The following is an 18,095-nucleotide window of genomic DNA, read 5'->3' on the forward strand; positions in this document are numbered from 1 at the left end:
CGACAGCAGCCGCCATGCCGCCACGCGCGGTACGTCGTGACGGCATGACAGTGCGGCGGATCGTCAGAGGGAGTCCACGAGGCCGCCGTCGATGACGAAGTCGGCCCCGGTGATGTTCGCCGAGGAGGGACCGGCGAGGTGGAGGACGAGATCGGCGACCTCCGACGGGCGGCTGAAACGGCCGGTCACCGCTTGGGCCGCCGCTCCCCGGGCCACCTCGGCGGGGCCGACGCCCCGGGACCGGCCGACGGCGTCCGCCACACCCCCCGCACCCTGCCACAGCGCCGTCTCCACCGGACCGGGCCCGACGGTGTTCACCCGCACCCCGCGCGGCCCGAACTCCTTGGACAGGGCCTTGCAGAAGTTGGTCAGCGCCGCCTTGGCGGCGCAGTAGTCGATGACCAGCGGGTCGGGCAGCCGGGCGTTGACCGACGAGACGGTGACGATGCGCCCGTCGCCGGTGGCCAGAAGATGGGGCAGGGCGGCCCGGGTGGCCCGGACCGCGGCCATGAAGTTGATCGTGAACGTCCACTCCCACTCGTCGTCCGTCACGCTCAGGAACCCCTCGGGGCGGGGACGCACCGCCCCGACGTTGTTCACCAGGACATCGACACCGCCGTGCACCGCGACGGCCTCGGCGATCAGTGCCGCCGGGGCGTCGGGCAGGGCGAGATCCACCTCCACGACGGTGAGTTCGGCTCCCTGCTTCACGAGCCGGTCCAGGGCCTCGGTGCGTTCTCTCGTCCCCGCGACGACACGGGAGCCGGCGGACAGGAAGGCGTCGACGACGGCCAGCCCGATGCCGCGTCCGGCGCCGGTGACGACGGTGGTCCGTCCGGTCAGGGGCCCCGGGGCGCCGGCCGCTCCCGTGGCCGGGGAGGGACGGTCGCTCATCGACCGCCCTCCGGGCTGTGCTTGCGCAGCCAGTCCAGGACGGTGGTCGCGACCTCGCGCCAGCCGCTGTCGATCGTCAGGGAGTGCCCGCGGTCGGGGAAGTTGAGGATGTCGGTGACGGCGTCGGAGTGCCGGTACTGCTTGAGGGTGGCCCGGGTGACGGCCTCGGGCACCGTGTGGTCCTTGCCGCCGGAGATGAGCAACAGTGGGCCGCGGCCGCTGTTCTCCGTGGCGACCTTCGCCGCAGAGTGGGGGTTGAAGTTGGCGGAGGCGGCCTCGTACAAGGGCTTGCCCGGCGCGGGAATGGTCCACCGCTCGTACAGCGCCCGCGACTCCTCCTCCGCGATCGCGTTGCCGAAGGCGAAGCGGAACTGCTCTTCGGTCAGCGAGACGGAACGACGCCTGTTGGCGGGGTTCTTGAAGACCGGGAACGTCACCTTCAGCGCCGACAGCGGCACCGGCAGAACCCCCTTGATCTGCGCGGCGTCGATCGCGACCGCCGCGGCGGCCCGGTCCTGGCCGAGCAACTTCTGCGCGATCATGCCGCCGAACGAGTGCCCGATCAGGACGGGCCGCGCAGGCAGGGCCTCGATCAGCTGCGCGTAGTGCTCGACGACGTCGTCGATGCCGTGGTCGGCGATGGTCTCCGGGTGCCGGCGCGCTTCCTCGACGGTGTCCGGGTCGCCGGGCCAGCCGGGCGCGGACGGCTCGTAACCCTCGCTGCGGAACAGGTCGATCCAGGGCTGCCAGGACGTGCTGTGCAGCCAGAGTCCGTGGATGAAGACCACGGGGAGGGGAACGGTCATGATCGATCCTCTTTTCTACGACCAGACGGATCAGACAGATCGGATGGATCAGACGGATCAGATGGACCAGATGGATCGGGTGGACCAGGCGGATCTAATGGGCCGGGCGGATCGGATGGCGCGGGCGGATCGGGCGGCGCAGGTGGCACATCGCACCAGTACGTTCGACGACGCCTGGTGTCCCGGCATGAAGTATCGGCGCTCCAAGCGCGCGGACGCGGGGATTCCGCTCGGCTGGTTCCCGGCCGTGGTCCGGTTGTCGGTCCTGCCTGGGATGCTCCGCACATGGAGATGACAGTGCAGCTGACGATCGACTGCTCCGATCCGCAGCGAATGGTGGCCTTCTGGGCCGAGGCTCTGGGCTACGTGCCCGAGCCCCCGCCGGACGGGCACCCCACGTGGCGTGCGTACTGGGTGTCGGTGGGGGTGCCCGAGGAGGAGCTGCCGACCGGTGCCGGAGATGTCCCGGAGTCGATCGTCGACCCCGAGGGGCGCGGACCGAGGGTGTGGTTCCAGCAGGTTCCGGAGCCCAAGGCCGCCAAGAACCGGTGGCATCTCGACCTCAAGGTCGGCGGGGGCCGTGACGTCCCGCTGGACGTGCGCGCACGGCGGGTCAAGGTCACGGTGGACCGTCTGGTCGAAGCCGGGGCCACAGTGCTGCGCGTCAGGGATGAGCCGGACACGGGCTTCTATGCCGTCGCTCTGCAGGACCCGGAAGGCAATGAATTCGACGTCGTCTGAGTCGTCTTCGTCGTCCGGGTCGTCTGAAGCCGGTGGGGACGGCGCCGCGTGCGCTCAGCCGCCCGAGGGCCCGGCGTGCTCGGGTGCCGCGATCTGCCGCGCGAGGCTGTCGCGCAGCGCGGTGAGCCGGGTGATCTCCGCGTCGAGCGCGTCGATCCGCAGTTGCACGACGCCCGGCGCCTCGCCGGGGCCAGGCGCGACGCATCGCCGGACGGGGTCGGCGAGGAGCAGGTCGATGCGGTCGGCGCAGGCGCGCACGTCCTCCACGGTCAGGCCGAGGGAGAGCAGGCGCCGGATGGCGCGCACCCGGGCCAGGTCCCGCTCGGCGTAGACCCGTTGACCGGTCGTCGTGCGGTGCGGGGGCGGGAGCAGACCGCGCTCCTCGTAGAAGCGCAGTGCGCGCGGGGTCGTGCCCGCGGCAGCGGCGGCGTCTCCGATACGCATGCGGCATCTCCCTCGTGGCCCGCTCGGGTCAGACCTGCACCACCAGGGTCCCGAAGTGACGTCCCTGGTGCAGTTCCTGCAACGCTCCCGGCGCCCGCTCCATGCCCGGCAGCGCCACGTACGGATGGACGATGTCTCCCGCGCGCAGCCACTCCGCGAGCTTCTCGTGCCACTCCTCCTCCACGCCGGGATGGTCGCCCCCCTGATAGCCGAGCAGCGCCACCGACCGCCTGATGAGCAGGTACGTGTCGATGGCCGCGGGCGATGTGCCCCCGGCCAGCGCGGGGTCGAACTGCCCCGACAGTGCCCCGACCAGGCCCACCCGGGCGCCGGTCCGCGTCACCTCGAGCGCCGCGGTGAGCTGGTCGCCTCCGACGTTGTCGACGATCACGTCGTAGCCGTCCGGCGCCGCCTCGGCGAGCCTGTCGGCCAGCGGCTCCGGTCCGGGGACCACGACGGCGTCGTACCCGAGTTCCCGTCGCAGCCGTTCGGCCTTGCCCGGACTGCGGGTCGTGCCCACCACCCTCCCGGCACCGAGCAGCCGGGCCACCTGCCCGGCCAGCGAGCCGACTCCGCCCGCCGCGCCCGTCACCAGGACCGTCTCGCCCTTGCGCAACCGGGCGAGACGGGTCAGCGTCCCGTACGCGGCCGACGCCGTGGACAGCAGCGCCACCGGATCGGGATGCCCGGCCGGCACCACCCGTACCGCGTCCGCGTCGACCACCGCGTACTCCCGCCAGCCCAGCATGTGCGTGACCAGCGCCCCGACCGGCACGTCGGTGACCCCGCGCCCCGTGTCGACCACCTCACCGAGCGCCGGGCCCAGCAACGGCTCTCCCGGCTTCAGCGGCGGGACCGGGAACCCCTCGCCCTGCCGCGAGACCAGAGTCCGCAGCCCGGCGAAGACGAGGAACTGCCGGTTGCGCACGAGGACTTGACCGTCGGCCGGACGCGGCAGAGGAACCTCGGCCACCCGGAAGTGCTCAGGAGCCGGCAGGCCGCGGGGATTGTCGACCAGCTGGATCTCGCGACTGACGGGCGCTGTGGACATGGCTGACCTCCGGGGTACGCAGGGCGTGCACGTTGCGCGGACGCTAACCCTTGACGTGCGGGTGAGGGGCAAGCCCCGGGGCCCGGGCCACGGGACCCTGGCCGGCGGCATCTGTCGTATACGGCGCACGGCCCGGCAGCACGGTCGCCGCCTGGGAGGGCTAGGTCGACGCCGTGCTCCCGTGCCGGGGGCCTTGACGGTTGCCGTGCGGGTACGGGAGCAGTTCACCCACGAGCGAGGCGACCTGTTCCCCTTCGATGAGAAACCCGTCGTGGCCGTAAGGGGAGTCGATCAGCCGGACGGCGTCGGCGGTGGGGATGCCGGCGGCCAACTCCGCCTGCTGGGACGGTGGGTAGAGACGGTCGGAACCGACGGCGGCCACAAGCGTCGGGGCGGTCACCCGGCGCAGTGCGCGCCGCACGCCGCCACGGCCGCGGCCGATGTCATGGCTGTTCATCGCCTCGGACAGCACGACGTAGCTGCCTGCGTCGAAGCGGCGCACCAACTTGGCGGCATGGTGGTCGAGGTACGACTCGACCTGGTACCGGCCACCGGCCCACGGGTCCTCCGCACCCTGGGGAAGGCGGCCGAACCGGACGTGGAGCTCCGGCTCGCTGCGATACGTGACGTGGGCCAGCCGCCGGGCCTGTGCCAGACCGGTGGCGGGGCCGCGGCCCGTCCCGAGGTAGTCGCCGCCCTGCCAGTGCGGGTCGGAACGGATGGCGTGCAGCTGGATCGAGGCCCAGGCGATCTGCTCGGCGCTCGCGGCAGCCGTCGTGGCGAGCAGAAGCAGAGCGCCGGTGCGCTCCGGACGCGACACCGCCCATTCGAGCGCCCGCATTCCGCCCATCGAACCACCGACCACCAGCGCCCAGCGGTCGATGCCGAGCGCGTCGGCCACGTGTGCCTCCGCCGCCACCTGGTCACGCTGGGTCAGGAACGGGAAGGCGCCGCCCCAACGGCGCCCGCTCGGGGACAAGGACGCCGGGCCGGTGCTGCCCTGGCAGCCGCCGAGGACGTTCGGGGCCACGACGTACCAGCGGTCGGTGTCCAGGGCGAGCCCCGGTCCGACCAGACCGTCCCACCAGCCGGGCGTGGGATGTCCCGCCCCGGCCGGACCCGCGACATGACTGTCGCCCGTGAGGGCGTGCAGCACCAGAACGGCGTTGGACGCGTCCGGAGCGAGCCGCCCCCACGTCTCGAACGCGATCCGCGCGCCCGCCAGTTCACCGCCCGCCTCCAACGGGAGCGGCGCCGGGTGGTCGTACCACTGGCGGTGCCCGGCCGGGTCCCCCTCCAGCCAGGCACCGGTGGCCCGGGGGAGGGGAACCCGTGGGGAGGTCGGCGCGGTGCTCAGGAGGACGCGCCCTTCGCGGCGCGGAACCCCGCGTCGAGGTCCGCCTTCAGGTCGGCGATGTTCTCGATGCCGACCGACAGGCGCACCAGACCGGGAGCGGTGCCGGTGGCCGCCAGCTGCTCCTCGTCGAGCTGGCTGTGGGTGGTGGAGGCCGGGTGGATGATGAGGCTGCGGACGTCGCCGATGTTGGCGAGGTGGCTGAAGAGTTCGACCGCGTCCACGAACCTCCTGCCCGCCTCCACGCCGTCCCTCAGTTCGAAGGAGACGACGGCACCCGATCCGCGCGGCAGATACTTCTGCCCTGCCTCGTACCACCTGCTGGACTCGAGTCCCGGGTAGTGCACGGCGGAGACCTCGTCGCGCTGCTCCAGCCACTGGGCGAGCGCGAGGGCGTTCTCCGTGTGCCGCTCGATGCGCAGGCTCAGCGTCTCCACGCCCTGCAGAAGCAGGAACGCGGAGTGCGGGGACAGCGCCGGGCCGAGGTCGCGCAGCAGTTGGACCCGGAGCTTGACGGCGAAGGCCCCGGGGCCGAGGGCCGGCCAGTACTGGAGGCCGTGGTAACTCGGGTCGGGTTCGGTGAAGTCGGGGAACCGCTCGGCCTGCGCGCCGAAGTCGAAGGTGCCGCCGTCGACGACGACACCCGCGATCGCCGTGCCGTGTCCGCCCAGGAACTTGGTCGCCGAGTGCACGACGATGTCCGCTCCGTGCTCGATGGGGCGCAACAGGTAGGGCGTGGGAACGGTGTTGTCGACGATCAGCGGCACACCGGCCTCGTGGGCGACGTCCGCCACCGCCCGCACGTCGAGCACGTTGCCGCGGGGGTTGCCCAGCGTCTCCGCGAACAGGGCCTTGGTGCGGGGCCGGATCGCCGCCCGCCACGCCTCCGCGTCGTCGGGGTTGTCCACGAAAGACACCTCGATGCCCAGCCTCGGGAGCGTGTGCCGGAAGAGGTTGTACGTGCCGCCGTACAGCGACGTACTGGAGACGATGTGGTCTCCCGCACCGGCGACGGTGAGCAGCGCCAGCGTCTCCGCGGCCTGCCCGGAGGCCAGCGCGACGGCGGCGACCCCGCCCTCCAGCGCGGCGATCCGCTGCTCGAAGACGTCCTGCGTGGGGTTGTGGATGCGGGTGTAGATGTTGCCGGGTTCGGCCAGCGAGAACAGGTCGGCCGCGTGCTGGGTGTCGCGGAACACGAACGAGGTCGTCTGGTAGATCGGGGTCGCACGGGCGCCGGTCGCCGGGTCGGGCACCGCCCCGGCGTGGATCTGCTGGGTCTCGAAGGACCAGGCCGAGGTGTCGGGCCCGGCGGGCGTCTCCTCGGGGGTGTGTCCGGCGGTGACGGAGTCGATGGGCTGGCTCATGTCGATGCTCCCTGGAAGCAGGTCGGCAGGGTGGAAAGCGGAAGCGGCTACGGGAACGCCGGGACCCGGAACGACCGTGGTGCGGCGCGCGGAAGGAGCACCACCCGGCGAGCGGGCAGAGCTGCGTGCCGTACGGCGATGAGGGGGCCGGGCGGATCCCGGTCAGGGACGGAGCGCGGAACTGTCGGAAACCGGTCTTCTGCTGGTCAGAAGGCGGATCCGAGGCCGGAGCGCGTCGTCAGCTCGCGGCGTGACAGCCGGTGGTGGTGACACGCGCGTAGTCGACATGGCGACGGGTCACGAGCACGGTCATGACGTCAGGTAACCACAACGAACGCGCGCGGCGCCAGGACACCGCCAAGTTCGTCGCCCTCGCTTTCTTCCCGTGCCGCTGCCGCCGCCGGAGCGGGCGGCAGCGGAACGGGTTAGCGGCCGACGTCAGGGGCGGACCAGCGCCTTGAGCACCTGACGGTCGGCCATGGCCCGGTAGGCGTCGGGCACTTGGGCGAGCGGGTACTCCCGGTCGAAGACGCGGCCGGGGGCGATGGTGCCGTCCAGGACATCGGGCAGCAGTTGTTCGATGTAGGCGCGGGCCGGGCTGGCGCCGCCGGTCAGGGTGATGTTGCGCATGAACCCGGCCGGGCCGATCGGACCCTGCTCGTACTGCGGCACACCGAGACGGCTGACGGTGCCGCCGTCCAGGACCGCGCCGAGGGCGGTGTCGAGGGCCTGACGGGTGCCGACGGCCTCGATCACCTTGTCCACGCCGCCGGTCAGCTCCCGGATCCGGGCGACGCCCTCCTCCCCGCGCGCGGCGACCACGTCGGTGGCCCCGAAGTGGCGGCCCAGCTCCGTCCGGGTCTCATGCCGCCCGGCGAGCACGATCCGCTCGGCACCGAGCCGCCGCGCGGCGATCACGGCGCACAGACCGACCGCACCGTCGCCGACGACCAGCACCGCGTCACCGCGGCCGACGCCCGCGGTGACCGCGCCGTGGTGGCCGGTGGTCATCACGTCCGACAGGGCGAGCAGCGAAGGCAGCAGCGCGGAGTCGGCGGCCACCGGCAGCTTCACCAGGGTGCCGTCCGCGTGCGGGACGCGAACGGCTTCGCCCTGCCCGCCGTCCACGCCGTCGAAGCCGTACCGGCCGCCGTCGCGGCAGGAGATGTGCAGCCCCCTGGCGCAGTAGTCACAGGTGTTGTCGCTGTACGTGAACGGCGCGACGACCAGGTCGCCCGCCGTCAGACCGCGCACGTCCGCGCCGGTCTCCTCGACGACGCCGAGGAACTCGTGGCCCATGGGACGGCCGGTGTCGGTGGCGGGCATCGCCCCGTAGGGCCACAGATCACTGCCGCACACGCAGGCGGCGACGACGCGCACCACGGCGTCGGAAGGCTTCACGATCTTCGGGTCGGGCCGGTCCTCGACGCGGACGTCGCCGGCTCCGTACATCACTGCTGCACGCATCAGGGTGGGCTCCCAACAAGGTCGTACCGAACGCTCGAACTGAAGATCGATGCTCAGAGGTCGTACTGAACGGGGTCGTACGGGGTGTGGACGGTCAGCTCGGAAGGTGGTGCCCGGGTTCTCAGTCTCGCCCGGTCCGGCAGGCCGCGCCGTTCGGAGGCGGGCCGCACCGAAGGGGCGGGCCCCACCGAAGGGGCGGGCGCCTTCCCCGTCCACCGTCGTCCGGATCGCCCCGCCGCGGCAGGCCGCGCTCTTCAGGGGTAATGGCAGGGCCCCCCTCCGGCCGCCCTGCGGATGCGCGAGGGGTGAGACTGGAGACATGGCACCTGCAAGCACGCACAGCGAAGGCGCGGAGCTGGGCCGCTACTTGCGCGCTCGCCGCACCCAGACGAGCCCCGCGCGTGTCGGCCTCACCGTCGGCACCGGAGTCCGCCGCACCCCCGGTCTGCGCCGCGAGGAGCTGGCCACGCTGGCCGGCATCAGCATCGACTACTACGTGCGTCTGGAACGCGGCAAGGAGACCCGGCCCAGCCCCGCCGTCCTCGACTCCCTCGCCCGTGCCCTGCACATGGACGACCAGGAGCACCAGCACGCCTATGTGATCAGCCGCAGCATGGACGTGCTGGCCTGGAACCCCGGCGGGCTCGCCCTGTACGCGGGCCTGGAGGACTGGCCGGCCAAGCACCGCAACCTCGCGCGCTACCTCTTTCTCCACCCGGCCGCGCGCGATCTGTTCCCGGACTGGGACCGCCAGGTCACCGGCTGTGTCGCGCGGCTGCGCGCCGTCGCCGGCACCGCCCCCGACGCGCCCGACCTCACCGCTCTGGTCGGTGAACTGCTGCTGAAGAGCCCCGACTTCGCGGGCCTCTGGGAGCGCTACGAGGTCACCGGCCGCAAGCCCGCACAGAAGACCTTCCGGCATCCCCGGATCGGCACGGTCACTCTCACCTCGCAGTCATTGCACATCGAAGGCACTCCCGGCCGGCGCATCGGCGTCTACACCGCCGAACCCGGCAGCCCCGAGCACGACGCACTGGTGCTGCTCGACATGACCGCGCCCCGGCCCGCCGAACCGTCCGCGGCCATGACCGAAACCACCTGAGAGGGCTGCGCGGACGAGGCCCGGGAGCCTGCCGGGCCGCGTTCGTCAGTGGATGGCGAGCCGGTCCACCAGCAGCTCCACCCGCCGCTCGGTGTCGGCCGGCGGCAGCCGTCCCGCCCGGCTCAGGGTGGCCAGTCCGTGCAGCGCCGCCCAGAACGTCTCGGTGAACAGCCCCGGGTGGACGCCGTCTCCGGCGACCTCTTCGAGTGTCTCCAGAAGGGCGGCGAAAGCGTCCTTCAGCGGTGCCGGGGTGGCCTCGTCCGCGAACGCCAGGCCGCCGTCGAGCTGGAAGACGGCGTCGTAGACCGCCGGGTTGCGGGCGGCGAAGTCGAGATAGGCGCGGGCGAGGGCGGTGACCCTGGTGCGGGAGTCGACCGCAGCGGCGGTCGCCGTCCGCAGCGCCGCGGCGAGCTCGGTGGCGCCCTCGAGGGCGACGGCGCCGATGATCTCCCGCTTGCCCCGGAAGTGGCTGTAGAGGACGGGCTGGCTGTACTCGATGCGCTCGGCGAGCCGGCGGGTGGTGACCGCGTCCCAGCCCTGCTGCTCGGCGAGTTCGCGGGCCGTGGCCACGATGAGACGCTCGCGACCCGCCCGTTCGCGCTCCTTGCGTTCCTGTACCGACATGACCCGATGCTAGCACTGCTAGACAATCGAGCGGCAGTAGCGCTAGCGTTGCCTCATCAGCTAGCAATGCTAGATCCCAGGAGGGGTCATCATGCTCAACGCACTTGAGGTGTTCACCACCGTGGTCGTCGGCGTGATGGTGGGGGTGGAGTTCTCCGTCGCCTTCGTCATGAACCCGATCTTCAACGGCCTTTCGGACGACAGCAATCAGCAGGCCCGTTCCCACGGCGGCCGGATGCTCGGCGCCGTCATGCCGTTCTGGTACATCGGCTCGCTCGTCCTCGCCGCCGTCTGGGCCATAACGGGATGGGGCCACCGCGGCACCGGCCTCGTCGTCACCGCCGCCGCACTGCTGATCGTCAGCGTGGTGATGTCGCTCCTGCTGCTCGTCCCGATCAACAACCGGGGCAAGACGTGGACCCCCGAGACCCGGCCCGCCGACTGGAAGGAGCAGATGAAGCGCTGGGACCGCTACCACTACGTCCGCGTCGCCATCATCATCGGCGCCTTCGCCCTGCTGGCCGCGGCCCTCGTCTGAGCCTGCGGGCGGACCTGGGTCAGATGCCGCTGTGGGTGCGGCGCACGCACTCCGCCACCACGTCGCGCAGGCCTCCGGTGCGGAAGACCTCCCGCTGCACGCGGGTGCCGCTTCCGTCGCGCAGCAGCCGGGACAGCAGGGCGCGGGCCCGCTCGAAGTCGCCGACGTCCTCCAGGGCGGGCCGCACATGCTCCAGCAGGGACTCCGCCGCGTCCCGGGCCGGTACGGGACGCATCAGCCGCGGGCACACGAGCTCGCCGGCGAGCCCCGACCGGCCCGCGCGCCAGGCCGCGAGGCGCAGGAGGGACACCGGGTGCGGGGCGGCGGGCTCACCGGCCCGCCACTCACGTGCGGCCGTCTCGACCAGCCCCCGGACCAGCATGGCCAGCAGGACGGTCGTGAACGGCTCCAGACACACGTCGGCGACGCGCACCTCCACGGTCGGATGGGCGGCGGAGAGGCGCGCGTCGAAGTAGACCATCCCGCGGTCCCGTAGGACGCCGGTGGCGACCATGCCCCGGACCTCGCGATGGTAGGCGGCGGCGTCGGCGAAGAGCTCCACGGGTCCAGCGGTCGGCCAGCGCCCCCAGACGCGGCTGCGATAGCTGCTGTAACCGGAGTCCTCGCCCTGCCAGAACGGGGAGTTGGCGCTCAGCGCGACGAGCACGGACATCCACGGGCGCAGACGGTTCAGCACGGCGACGCCCTCCTCGTCCGACTCGACGGCCACATGGACGTGACACCCGCAGGTCAGCTGCTCCTGCGTGGTCAGGCCGAACTCGCGCGCCAGCCACTGATGGCGCGTGCCGGAGCCGATGGTGGGGCTCACCGGCAGGGGAGACGTGGCGAGCGCCACCGCGGCGCCGCCCAGCTTCTCCGCGTGATCGGCGGCCGTCGTGCGCCACCTGACGATCTCCTCCGCCAGGTTCGTCATCGAACGGTGCGGGCGGGTGGCGAACTCCAGCTGCTCGCGATGCAGCTCCGCCTCGAAGTCGGCGTCGTCCTCCCGGGCGGCGACGGCCATGACCGCGCTCGACATGGCCCGCGGCTCGCCGCTGTCGCGGTCCACGAGCAGCAGCTCCTCTTCCACACCGACACTGCGCATACGTCCTGTCCCTCCGGGTCCGTGCGACGTGGAACCGGTCTCCGCGGCCGGCTCCGACGAGGCCGGACGCGCCGTGACCGGTCGGTCCGGGGCATGCTCGCATTCCCCGGACCCGAGTGCCCTTTCCGACGCGTCCGGCACCCCCGTGTCGTCGTGTCCGACGCGTCGGCCGTCGCGAGGGCGGGACGGCTTCGTCTCCCGATCCCGGGGCACTCGTTCGCTCGCCCGTGCGGAGCCGGACGTGTCCGGGGTCCCGCCCACGAGAGGGCGTGGCTGCGGGTGCGCCGCTTTGCGACCTTTGTTCGACTATGGAGCATGATGTCTGCGCGCAGTGGGGAACAGAGCACGCGTACGCCGAAGGACGGAGCCTGATGGTGATGCCAGGGGCGGAGCCGGGCCCCGGCCGGAACCCCGGCGCCGGACCCGACGCGTACGTACCGGACCCGCGACGATGGAAGGCGCTCTGGGTCACCCTCGTGGCGGGCTTCATGAGCCTGCTCGACGTCACGATCGTCGCCGTGGCCCTGCCGACCGTGCAGCGGGACCTGCACGCCTCGGCCGCGCAGGTGCAGTGGGTGGTCTCCGGGTACGCCCTCACCTTCGCCCTCGCCCTGGTCACCGCGGGACGCCTCGGGGACGCCCTGGACAGACGGCGCATCTTCCTGCTGGCGCTGGGGGCGTTCGTCCTGTGCAGCGCGGCCTGCGGAGCGGCGCCCGACATCACGTTGCTGGTCGTCGCCCGGCTCGCCCAGGGACTGGCCGCAGGCTGCATGGCCCCGCAGAACTCGGCGCTCATCCAGCAAATGTTCCGGGGCGCCGAGCGTGGCCGCGCGTTCGGCCTCTTCGGGGCGGTCGTGGGCATCTCCTCCGCCGTCGGCCCCATCACCGGGGGCACCATCCTCGCCCTCGCCTCCGGACCGCAGGGCTGGCGATGGATCTTCTACGTGAATGTGCCCATCGGCGTCGTCGCCGTCCTGCTCGGACGCCGCCTGCTGCCGCGGGTCCGCCGGACCGGCAAGGGCTCCGTGGACGTCCCCGGCGTCCTGCTCCTCGGCGCGGGAGTCCTCGCTGTCATGTATCCCCTGGTCCAGGCAGATTCCGGCGGCATCGGGCAGCTGTGGTGGCTGTTCCCCGTCGGCGCCGCGATCCTCGCCGCCTTCGCCTGGTGGCAGCGCCGGCTCGTCGCCCGGCAGGGGCAGCCGCTGCTCGATCCGCGCCTGTTCACCACCGTGCGCGGCTACGCGATCGGCGCCGGCGTGGGCACGCTGTACTTCATCGGGTTCAGCGGTGTCTGGCTGGTCTTCGCGCTCTACTACCAGCACGGCCTCGGCTTCTCCCCGCTGCGGTCGGGCCTCGCCGTCACCCCGTTCGCGGTGGGCTCCGCGAGCGCGGCGGTCATCGCCGGACGCCTGGTGGACCGGTTCGGGCGCCGACTGACCGTGTGGGGCCTCACGGGCGTCATCGCCGGGCTGGGCGGCACGGCGCTGCTGCTCCGGTACGCGCCCGTGGACTCGGCGCCCTGGATCGCCGCCCCGGCGCTCTTCGTCGGCGGCATCGGCGGAGGTTTCGTCGTCTCTCCCAACATCACCATGACGCTGCGGGACGTGCCGGTCCGCATGGCGGGCGCCGCGGGAGGCGCGCTGCAGACCGGGCAGCGGCTCGGCGCGGCGGTGGGGACCGCGGCCCTGCCGGGCCTGTTCTACCTGGTGCTGGGCCGCAGCGACGACTACCGAAGTGCCCTCTTCGTATCGCTGATCGCCGCACTCGTCGCGATGCTGGTCTCGCTGGCACTCGCCACGTCCGACTGGCTGCGGGACCGGCGGACGCGGCACCGGCGCGAAAACTGTCCGGACGAGGTGGCCAATGCCCCGGTCCACCACTGGCAGAGCTGACCCGCCCCGCACAGCCACCCGCGAAAGAGGACCAAAGTCCCGATGTACCGCGTGGACATGCGGGGCAGACCGAACAACAGAACAGCCCAGACCCGGAAGCCCCAGAGACAGGAGCGATTCGCGTGACCTCCGTTCCCACCATCACCCTCAACAACGCCGTTCAGATCCCGCAGCTGGGCTTCGGCACCTTCCAGATCGCGCCGGAGGAGACCCGGGAGACGACGCTCGCCGCGCTGGAGGCCGGTTACCGGCACATCGACACGGCGCAGATGTACGGCAACGAGAAGGAGGTCGGACAGGCCGTCCGGGACTCCGGACTCGACCGGGCCGACGTCTTCGTGACCAGCAAGCTCAACAACGACGCACACGCCCACGACGACGCCCTGCGCGCCTTCGACGGGACGATGGAGAAGCTGGGTCTGGACCACCTCGACCTGTTCCTCATCCACTGGCCGGTGCCGGACAAGGGCGACTTCACGCAGACCTGGAAGGCCCTCGAGGAGATCTACCGGAGCGGACGGGCCAGGGCCATCGGGGTGTCCAACTTCCAGCCCCACCATCTGCGCCGCCTCCTGGAGAGCTCCGACGTGGTTCCCGCGGTCAACCAGATCGAGGTGCACCCGTACCTCACCCAGGACGACGTCAGGGCCTTCGGCGCCGAGCACGACATCGCGACGGAGGCGTGGTCGCCCATCGCGAAGGGCAAGGTGCTCGACGATCCGACCATCGGCCGCATCGCGGACCGCGTGGGCAGGACTCCCGCGCAGGTCACCCTGAGGTGGCACCTCCAGCGCGGGGACATCGTCTTCCCGAAGTCGTCGACCCAGAAGCGCATCGAGGAGAACTTCGACCTCTTCGGCTTCGAGCTCGACGAGGGCGACATGGGAGAGATCTCGGCGCTCAACCGCGACGAGCGCACCGGCCCCGACCCCGACCGCTTCACGGGCTGACCAGGAGGGCGGACACCAGCCGGGGCCGATGAGGTCCGTATTACGCTGCCGAGGTGACGAACCCCGCCGACCCCGCGCCGCCCCGCCCCGCGAACCAGGGGCGCCGGGTCGCGGCCCGCAACAGGGCCGCCCTCATCGCCGCCGCCCGCGAGGTCTTCGCCGAGCAGGGGCTCAACGCCCCGCTGTCCGCCGTGGCCCGCCGGGCGGGGGTCGGCCAGGGCAGTCTCTACCGCCACTTCGCCGACCGGACGGCGCTCGCCTCGGCCGTCCTCGGGGAGAACGTCCGGCAGATCGAGCGGGCCGCCGCCGAGCCGGGCGCGACGTTGACGAGCGTGCTCGGCGTGGTCACCTGGCACGTGACCCGGTCGACCGCGTTCGTCGACCTGCTGCGGCTGCGCGGCGACGACGACAAGGAGGGCAGGGAGCTGTCCGAGCGGGTTCGCGCCGTCCTCGCCGGATGCCCGGCCGGCGGCCACGAACTGGCGGTCGACGACCTCATGCTCGCGGTGGCGATGGTCTCGGGGGCCGTCGCGGGCCCCCTCGACCGGCGTGAGCGGCAGGCACTGGCTGCCTGGCGGCTGCTCGGCATCGACGTGGGACCGCTGCGCCCCGTGGAGACGGACGCCGACGTGTGACCGGTCACCGGTCACACGTGTGACAGGCCGGTCAGCCGCCGTTCGACAGGCGGATGCCCTTCGCCGCCGCCGAGAAGGTGTACACGTATCCGCCCGCGGGGCCGCTGACCGTCATGTAGGCGGTCCTGCCGCCCGGGGTGATCGCGACATTGGTCGCCGACAGCAGCCCCTTCGCCGCCGCTGCCGGCACCTCGACCGTGCCCAGACGCTGCCCGTACCTGCTGAAGACGGCGATGGCGGGCCGGCCGTGCAGCGCCTGATAGAGGTTGCCGTCGGCGTCCACGGCGATGGAGTCCGTCTGGGCCACGCCGCCGTCGACGTGGATCGCCTCGTGCCGGGACGTCACGGACGTCCTGTCGGCGTCGAGCAGCAGATACGAGACGGTGTTCCGCGCGAGCTCGCTGATCCACAGCCCGCGCTGCTCGGGGTCGAACATGACCCCGTTGGGATGGGCGAGTCCCTCGGCCAGCACGGTGGCCTTCTCGCCGTCGCGGTCGATGCGGACGATACGGCCGTCGGCCCTGCCCGTCTCCATGCCGTGCAGATCGCTGACGTACAGATTGCCCTCGTCGTCGAAGGCGATGTCGTCGGGGTTCATCGACGAGCCGTCGACCTTTCCGGGGAAGAACGTTCGCCGGTCCGAGCCGTCCCGGTCGAGGCTGACGACGGCCCCCGACCGGTACTCGGTCAGATACACGCGGTCGTCGTACGGGCTGATCTGCGCGGAGGTGTACGCGCCGGTCCGGTCGGTGTACACGCTCCTGTGCCGGCCCGTTCCGACGTCCACGGAGATGAGCTTGGGTTCGCCGGGCGGCGCGGTGACGTCCGTGACGTACAGCTCGCCGTTCCCGGTGAGGACCGGACCTTCGAGGAGCGTCATGCCGGTGGCCTCGTGCACGTCGGTGACGTGTGACACCTGGGTGGCTCTGATGGTGCGGCCCTCGCCGGACGCCGACGGCTCGGAGGACGGGCCTGCGGCGGTCTCGGTGCCGCAGCCGGTCAGAGCCAGCAGAGCGACGGCGGCGAGGCCCGCCAGGGCGCCGCGGGATGCACGGAACGTGGTCATGGGGGGATCGTGCTCCTTCCTGCAGTCCGGATGACCGGACGTGGCCGTTCGGGACGTGACCCTCACGTGGTCGTCGGGGCGGGCGTACGTGGCGCGAACCCCACCCCTACCGGACAGCCGTGTCCGGTTGTTGGGTTACCGTACCGGTGCCCGTGCGGAAGGCCCAACCAGGGCGCGCACCGTGCGGAGTTGGCTGCCTGTCCCCCCACGAGAGGAATCCGCCGCATGACCCTGCCCCAGAGCGACACGCCCCCCGTTCCGCAGGAGACGGCAGAGCTGCGCGAGCGCTACCGCATCGAACGGGAGCGTCGGGTCCGCCCCGAGGGAACGCGCCAGTACCGGCCCACCACCGCCGAGTTCGGGTACTTCGCCGCGGACCCGTACGCGGGGGAGCCGGCCCCGCGGGAGCCGCTGCGTGACGTGGTGGACGTCGCGGTCGTCGGCGGCGGGTTCGGCGGGATCCTGGCCGGTGCCCGGCTGCGCCGCGAGGGCCTGGCGAAGGTGCGCGTCATCGAGCAGGGCGGCGACTTCGGCGGCACCTGGTACTGGAACCGCTACCCCGGCGTCCACTGCGACGTCGAGTCGCACGTCTATCTGCCGATGCTCGACGAGACCGGCTACGTACCGGAGTGGAAGTACGCGCCGGGCGAGGAGATCCGGCGGCACGCGATGCGGATCGCCGAGCAGGCAGACCTGTACGACGACGCCCTGTTCTCCACCACCGTCACCTCCCTCACCTGGGACGAGCGGGCCCACCGGTGGGTGGTCGGCACCGACCGCGGCGACAGCTTCTGCGCCACCTATGTCGTCACCGCCACCGGCACCCTCTCCGAGCCCAAACTGCCCGGCATCCCCGGCATCGAGGACTACGAGGGCCACACCTTCCACACCTCGCGCTGGGACTACGGCTACACCGGCGGCGGCCCCGACGGCGGCATGACCGGCCTCGCGGGCAAGCGCGTCGGCGTCGTCGGCACGGGTGCCACCGGCGTGCAGGCCATCCCGCTGCTGGCCGCGGACGCCGGACACCTGTACGTCTTCCAGCGCACCCCGTCCGCCGTGGACGTACGCGGCCAGCGCCGCATGACGCCACGAGAGGTCGGCGCCGACCGTCCGGGCTGGGCGGCCGAGCGGCGCGAGAACTTCCTGCGGATCGTGTCCGGCGAGGACGCCGAGCAGGACCTCGTGACCGACGGCTGGACGGAGTCGGCCGACCTGCTCGAAAAACTCCTGCCCAGCTTCCGCCGCGACGGCGCACCGGACTTCGAGGCGGCCTACGAGGCCACGGACCACGCCACGATGAACCGGATCCGCGCGCGCGTGGCCGCCGAGGTCACCGACCCGGACACCGCCGCGGCCCTCCAGCCCTGGTACCGGTACGCGTGCAAGCGGCCCACGTTCTCCGACAAGTACCTGCCCGCCTTCAACCGGGACAACGTCACCCTCGTCGACACCGCGGACACCCACGGCATCGAGCGCATGACCGCGAACGGCGTGGTCGTGGGCGGCGTGGAGTACGAGGTCGACTGCCTGGTGTTCGCCACCGGGTTCTCCGTGGGCGTCTCCGGCATCACCTCGGGCAAGCTGCCCGTGACCGGCAGCGGCGGCATCCGCTTCCTGGACGCCCTCGCCCGGCGAGGACCGCGGACCCTGCACGGCTTCACCAGCCACGGCTTCCCGAACCTGTTCATGATGGGCCCCCTGCAGAACGCCAGCAGCGTCAACTTCACCCACATCCTGGACGAACAGGCCGCCCACGCAGCCGCGTTGATCGCCGCGGCGGAGCAGAAGAACGCCGTCCTGGATCCCACGCCCGAGGCCGTGGACGCCTGGCTCGCCGTCTGCGCCCAGGACGCGCCCGACCACGAGTGGTTCCACGCCGAGTGCACCCCCGGCTACTACAACCGGGAAGGCCGGGGCCGCCCGAACGGCCCGACCGCCTACCCGTACGGGGCCGTCGCCTTCCACGACATGTTGCGCCGCTGGCGGGAGCAGGACATCGGCGACGTGCTGCGAAGCAAGGAGACGGACGCGGGCTGACGGTTCGTTCGAAGAGGTCGCG

18 protein-coding genes are annotated in these 18,095 nt (G+C 72.1%); 8 read left to right on the forward strand and 10 right to left on the reverse strand.

Annotation, left to right across the window (positions count from 1 at the left end):
• Nucleotides 1-63 precede the first annotated feature (63 nt).
• On the reverse strand, nucleotides 64-894 hold the full coding sequence (locus ABT127_RS27705; RefSeq protein ID WP_351455476.1) for an SDR family NAD(P)-dependent oxidoreductase: 831 nt from the start codon (nucleotides 892-894) through the stop codon (nucleotides 64-66).
• The gene (locus ABT127_RS27710) at nucleotides 891-1,700 is read right to left on the reverse strand and encodes an alpha/beta hydrolase (RefSeq protein WP_351455478.1); all 810 of its coding nucleotides are present in this window, start codon (nucleotides 1,698-1,700) and stop codon (nucleotides 891-893) included. Before ABT127_RS27710 ends, ABT127_RS27705 begins: the two co-directional genes overlap by 4 nt.
• On the opposite strand from ABT127_RS27710, the gene ABT127_RS27715 reads away from it, so the two are divergent.
• Both ABT127_RS27715 and ABT127_RS27720 read left to right on the forward strand, forming a co-directional pair.
• Nucleotides 1,699-1,995, forward strand: coding sequence for a hypothetical protein (locus ABT127_RS27715; RefSeq protein ID WP_351455481.1), 297 nt, complete (start codon nucleotides 1,699-1,701; stop codon nucleotides 1,993-1,995). The genes ABT127_RS27710 and ABT127_RS27715 overlap by 2 nt on opposite strands.
• The gene (locus tag ABT127_RS27720; protein ID WP_351455483.1) at nucleotides 1,986-2,441 is read left to right on the forward strand and encodes a VOC family protein; all 456 of its coding nucleotides are present in this window, start codon (nucleotides 1,986-1,988) and stop codon (nucleotides 2,439-2,441) included. The genes ABT127_RS27715 and ABT127_RS27720 overlap by 10 nt, the downstream gene beginning before the upstream one ends.
• Before the next feature lie 54 nt (nucleotides 2,442-2,495).
• On the opposite strand, the gene ABT127_RS27725 is transcribed toward ABT127_RS27720, so the two are convergent.
• The 5 genes from ABT127_RS27725 to ABT127_RS27745 all read right to left on the reverse strand — a co-directional run bounded on the left by ABT127_RS27725 (nucleotide 2,496) and on the right by ABT127_RS27745 (nucleotide 8,121).
• Nucleotides 2,496-2,885, reverse strand: coding sequence for a MerR family transcriptional regulator (locus tag ABT127_RS27725; RefSeq protein ID WP_351455486.1), 390 nt, complete (start codon nucleotides 2,883-2,885; stop codon nucleotides 2,496-2,498).
• Between the two features lie 28 nt (nucleotides 2,886-2,913).
• Nucleotides 2,914-3,936 carry a zinc-binding dehydrogenase gene (locus tag ABT127_RS27730; protein ID WP_351455489.1) on the reverse strand — a complete coding sequence of 341 codons (1,023 nt, stop codon included), beginning with the start codon at nucleotides 3,934-3,936 and terminating at the stop codon, nucleotides 2,914-2,916.
• Between the two features lie 160 nt (nucleotides 3,937-4,096).
• Complete coding sequence (metX, locus tag ABT127_RS27735) at nucleotides 4,097-5,293, reverse strand: homoserine O-acetyltransferase MetX (RefSeq protein ID WP_351455705.1); 1,197 nt, start codon at nucleotides 5,291-5,293, stop codon at nucleotides 4,097-4,099.
• Nucleotides 5,290-6,654, reverse strand: coding sequence for a bifunctional o-acetylhomoserine/o-acetylserine sulfhydrylase (locus tag ABT127_RS27740; protein WP_351455492.1), 1,365 nt, complete (start codon nucleotides 6,652-6,654; stop codon nucleotides 5,290-5,292). The genes metX and ABT127_RS27740 overlap by 4 nt, the downstream gene beginning before the upstream one ends.
• 438 nt (nucleotides 6,655-7,092) lie before the next feature.
• On the reverse strand, nucleotides 7,093-8,121 hold the full coding sequence (locus ABT127_RS27745) for a zinc-binding dehydrogenase (RefSeq protein WP_351455495.1): 1,029 nt from the start codon (nucleotides 8,119-8,121) through the stop codon (nucleotides 7,093-7,095).
• 319 nt (nucleotides 8,122-8,440) lie between these two features.
• On the opposite strand from ABT127_RS27745, the gene ABT127_RS27750 reads away from it, so the two are divergent.
• Nucleotides 8,441-9,223, forward strand: coding sequence for a helix-turn-helix transcriptional regulator (locus ABT127_RS27750; RefSeq protein WP_351455498.1), 783 nt, complete (start codon nucleotides 8,441-8,443; stop codon nucleotides 9,221-9,223).
• A 45-nt stretch (nucleotides 9,224-9,268) separates the two neighbouring features.
• On the opposite strand, the gene ABT127_RS27755 is transcribed toward ABT127_RS27750, so the two are convergent.
• A complete protein-coding gene (locus tag ABT127_RS27755) occupies nucleotides 9,269-9,847 on the reverse strand; it encodes a TetR/AcrR family transcriptional regulator (protein ID WP_351455501.1) in 579 nt (192 codons plus the stop codon).
• A 91-nt stretch (nucleotides 9,848-9,938) separates the two neighbouring features.
• Between ABT127_RS27755 and ABT127_RS27760 the strand changes: the two genes are divergently transcribed.
• Nucleotides 9,939-10,385 carry an anthrone oxygenase family protein gene (locus ABT127_RS27760; protein WP_351455504.1) on the forward strand — a complete coding sequence of 149 codons (447 nt, stop codon included), beginning with the start codon at nucleotides 9,939-9,941 and terminating at the stop codon, nucleotides 10,383-10,385.
• Between the two features lie 19 nt (nucleotides 10,386-10,404).
• On the opposite strand, the gene ABT127_RS27765 is transcribed toward ABT127_RS27760, so the two are convergent.
• Nucleotides 10,405-11,490: a glutamate--cysteine ligase 2 gene (locus ABT127_RS27765; protein WP_351455507.1), complete on the reverse strand. Its 1,086-nt coding sequence runs from the start codon at nucleotides 11,488-11,490 to the stop codon at nucleotides 10,405-10,407.
• Nucleotides 11,491-11,867: 377 nt separating this feature from the next.
• Here ABT127_RS27765 and ABT127_RS27770 point away from each other — a divergent pair, with 377 nt between their 5' ends.
• The 3 genes from ABT127_RS27770 to ABT127_RS27780 all read left to right on the forward strand — a co-directional run bounded on the left by ABT127_RS27770 (nucleotide 11,868) and on the right by ABT127_RS27780 (nucleotide 14,967).
• Complete coding sequence (locus tag ABT127_RS27770) at nucleotides 11,868-13,382, forward strand: MFS transporter (protein ID WP_351455707.1); 1,515 nt, start codon at nucleotides 11,868-11,870, stop codon at nucleotides 13,380-13,382.
• 122 nt (nucleotides 13,383-13,504) lie between these two features.
• Nucleotides 13,505-14,332: an aldo/keto reductase gene (locus ABT127_RS27775; protein ID WP_351455510.1), complete on the forward strand. Its 828-nt coding sequence runs from the start codon at nucleotides 13,505-13,507 to the stop codon at nucleotides 14,330-14,332.
• Nucleotides 14,333-14,385: 53 nt separating this feature from the next.
• Entirely contained in the window at nucleotides 14,386-14,967 is a 582-nt protein-coding gene (locus tag ABT127_RS27780; RefSeq protein WP_351455513.1) for a TetR/AcrR family transcriptional regulator, read from the forward strand.
• Between the two features lie 31 nt (nucleotides 14,968-14,998).
• On the opposite strand, the gene ABT127_RS27785 is transcribed toward ABT127_RS27780, so the two are convergent.
• Nucleotides 14,999-16,033, reverse strand: coding sequence for an SMP-30/gluconolactonase/LRE family protein (locus tag ABT127_RS27785; RefSeq protein WP_351455516.1), 1,035 nt, complete (start codon nucleotides 16,031-16,033; stop codon nucleotides 14,999-15,001).
• Nucleotides 16,034-16,258: 225 nt separating this feature from the next.
• On the opposite strand from ABT127_RS27785, the gene ABT127_RS27790 reads away from it, so the two are divergent.
• Nucleotides 16,259-18,073: a flavin-containing monooxygenase gene (locus tag ABT127_RS27790; RefSeq protein WP_351455519.1), complete on the forward strand. Its 1,815-nt coding sequence runs from the start codon at nucleotides 16,259-16,261 to the stop codon at nucleotides 18,071-18,073.
• Nucleotides 18,074-18,095 lie beyond the last annotated feature (22 nt).

This window comes from Streptomyces sp. NPDC001904 (assembly GCF_040297005.1).
Classification (GTDB): Bacteria; Actinomycetota; Actinomycetes; order Streptomycetales; family Streptomycetaceae; genus Streptomyces.

What these genes read in the sequence shown, in the direction of transcription:
- ABT127_RS27755 (WP_351455501.1), bottom strand. Translation starts at nt 9,847, where the DNA reads ATGTCGGTACAGGAACGCAAGGAGCGCGAACGGGCGGGTCGCGAGCGT.
- ABT127_RS27745 (WP_351455495.1), bottom strand. Translation starts at nt 8,121, where the DNA reads ATGCGTGCAGCAGTGATGTACGGAGCCGGCGACGTCCGCGTCGAGGAC.
- ABT127_RS27705 (WP_351455476.1), bottom strand. Translation starts at nt 894, where the DNA reads ATGAGCGACCGTCCCTCCCCGGCCACGGGAGCGGCCGGCGCCCCGGGG.
- ABT127_RS27790 (WP_351455519.1), top strand. Translation starts at nt 16,259, where the DNA reads ATGACCCTGCCCCAGAGCGACACGCCCCCCGTTCCGCAGGAGACGGCA.
- ABT127_RS27730 (WP_351455489.1), bottom strand. Translation starts at nt 3,936, where the DNA reads ATGTCCACAGCGCCCGTCAGTCGCGAGATCCAGCTGGTCGACAATCCC.
- ABT127_RS27765 (WP_351455507.1), bottom strand. Translation starts at nt 11,490, where the DNA reads ATGCGCAGTGTCGGTGTGGAAGAGGAGCTGCTGCTCGTGGACCGCGAC.
- ABT127_RS27740 (WP_351455492.1), bottom strand. Translation starts at nt 6,654, where the DNA reads ATGAGCCAGCCCATCGACTCCGTCACCGCCGGACACACCCCCGAGGAG.
- ABT127_RS27715 (WP_351455481.1), top strand. Translation starts at nt 1,699, where the DNA reads ATGATCGATCCTCTTTTCTACGACCAGACGGATCAGACAGATCGGATG.
- ABT127_RS27770 (WP_351455707.1), top strand. Translation starts at nt 11,868, where the DNA reads ATGCCAGGGGCGGAGCCGGGCCCCGGCCGGAACCCCGGCGCCGGACCC.
- ABT127_RS27710 (WP_351455478.1), bottom strand. Translation starts at nt 1,700, where the DNA reads ATGACCGTTCCCCTCCCCGTGGTCTTCATCCACGGACTCTGGCTGCAC.
- ABT127_RS27725 (WP_351455486.1), bottom strand. Translation starts at nt 2,885, where the DNA reads ATGCGTATCGGAGACGCCGCCGCTGCCGCGGGCACGACCCCGCGCGCA.
- ABT127_RS27785 (WP_351455516.1), bottom strand. Translation starts at nt 16,033, where the DNA reads ATGACCACGTTCCGTGCATCCCGCGGCGCCCTGGCGGGCCTCGCCGCC.
- ABT127_RS27750 (WP_351455498.1), top strand. Translation starts at nt 8,441, where the DNA reads ATGGCACCTGCAAGCACGCACAGCGAAGGCGCGGAGCTGGGCCGCTAC.
- ABT127_RS27760 (WP_351455504.1), top strand. Translation starts at nt 9,939, where the DNA reads ATGCTCAACGCACTTGAGGTGTTCACCACCGTGGTCGTCGGCGTGATG.
- ABT127_RS27720 (WP_351455483.1), top strand. Translation starts at nt 1,986, where the DNA reads ATGGAGATGACAGTGCAGCTGACGATCGACTGCTCCGATCCGCAGCGA.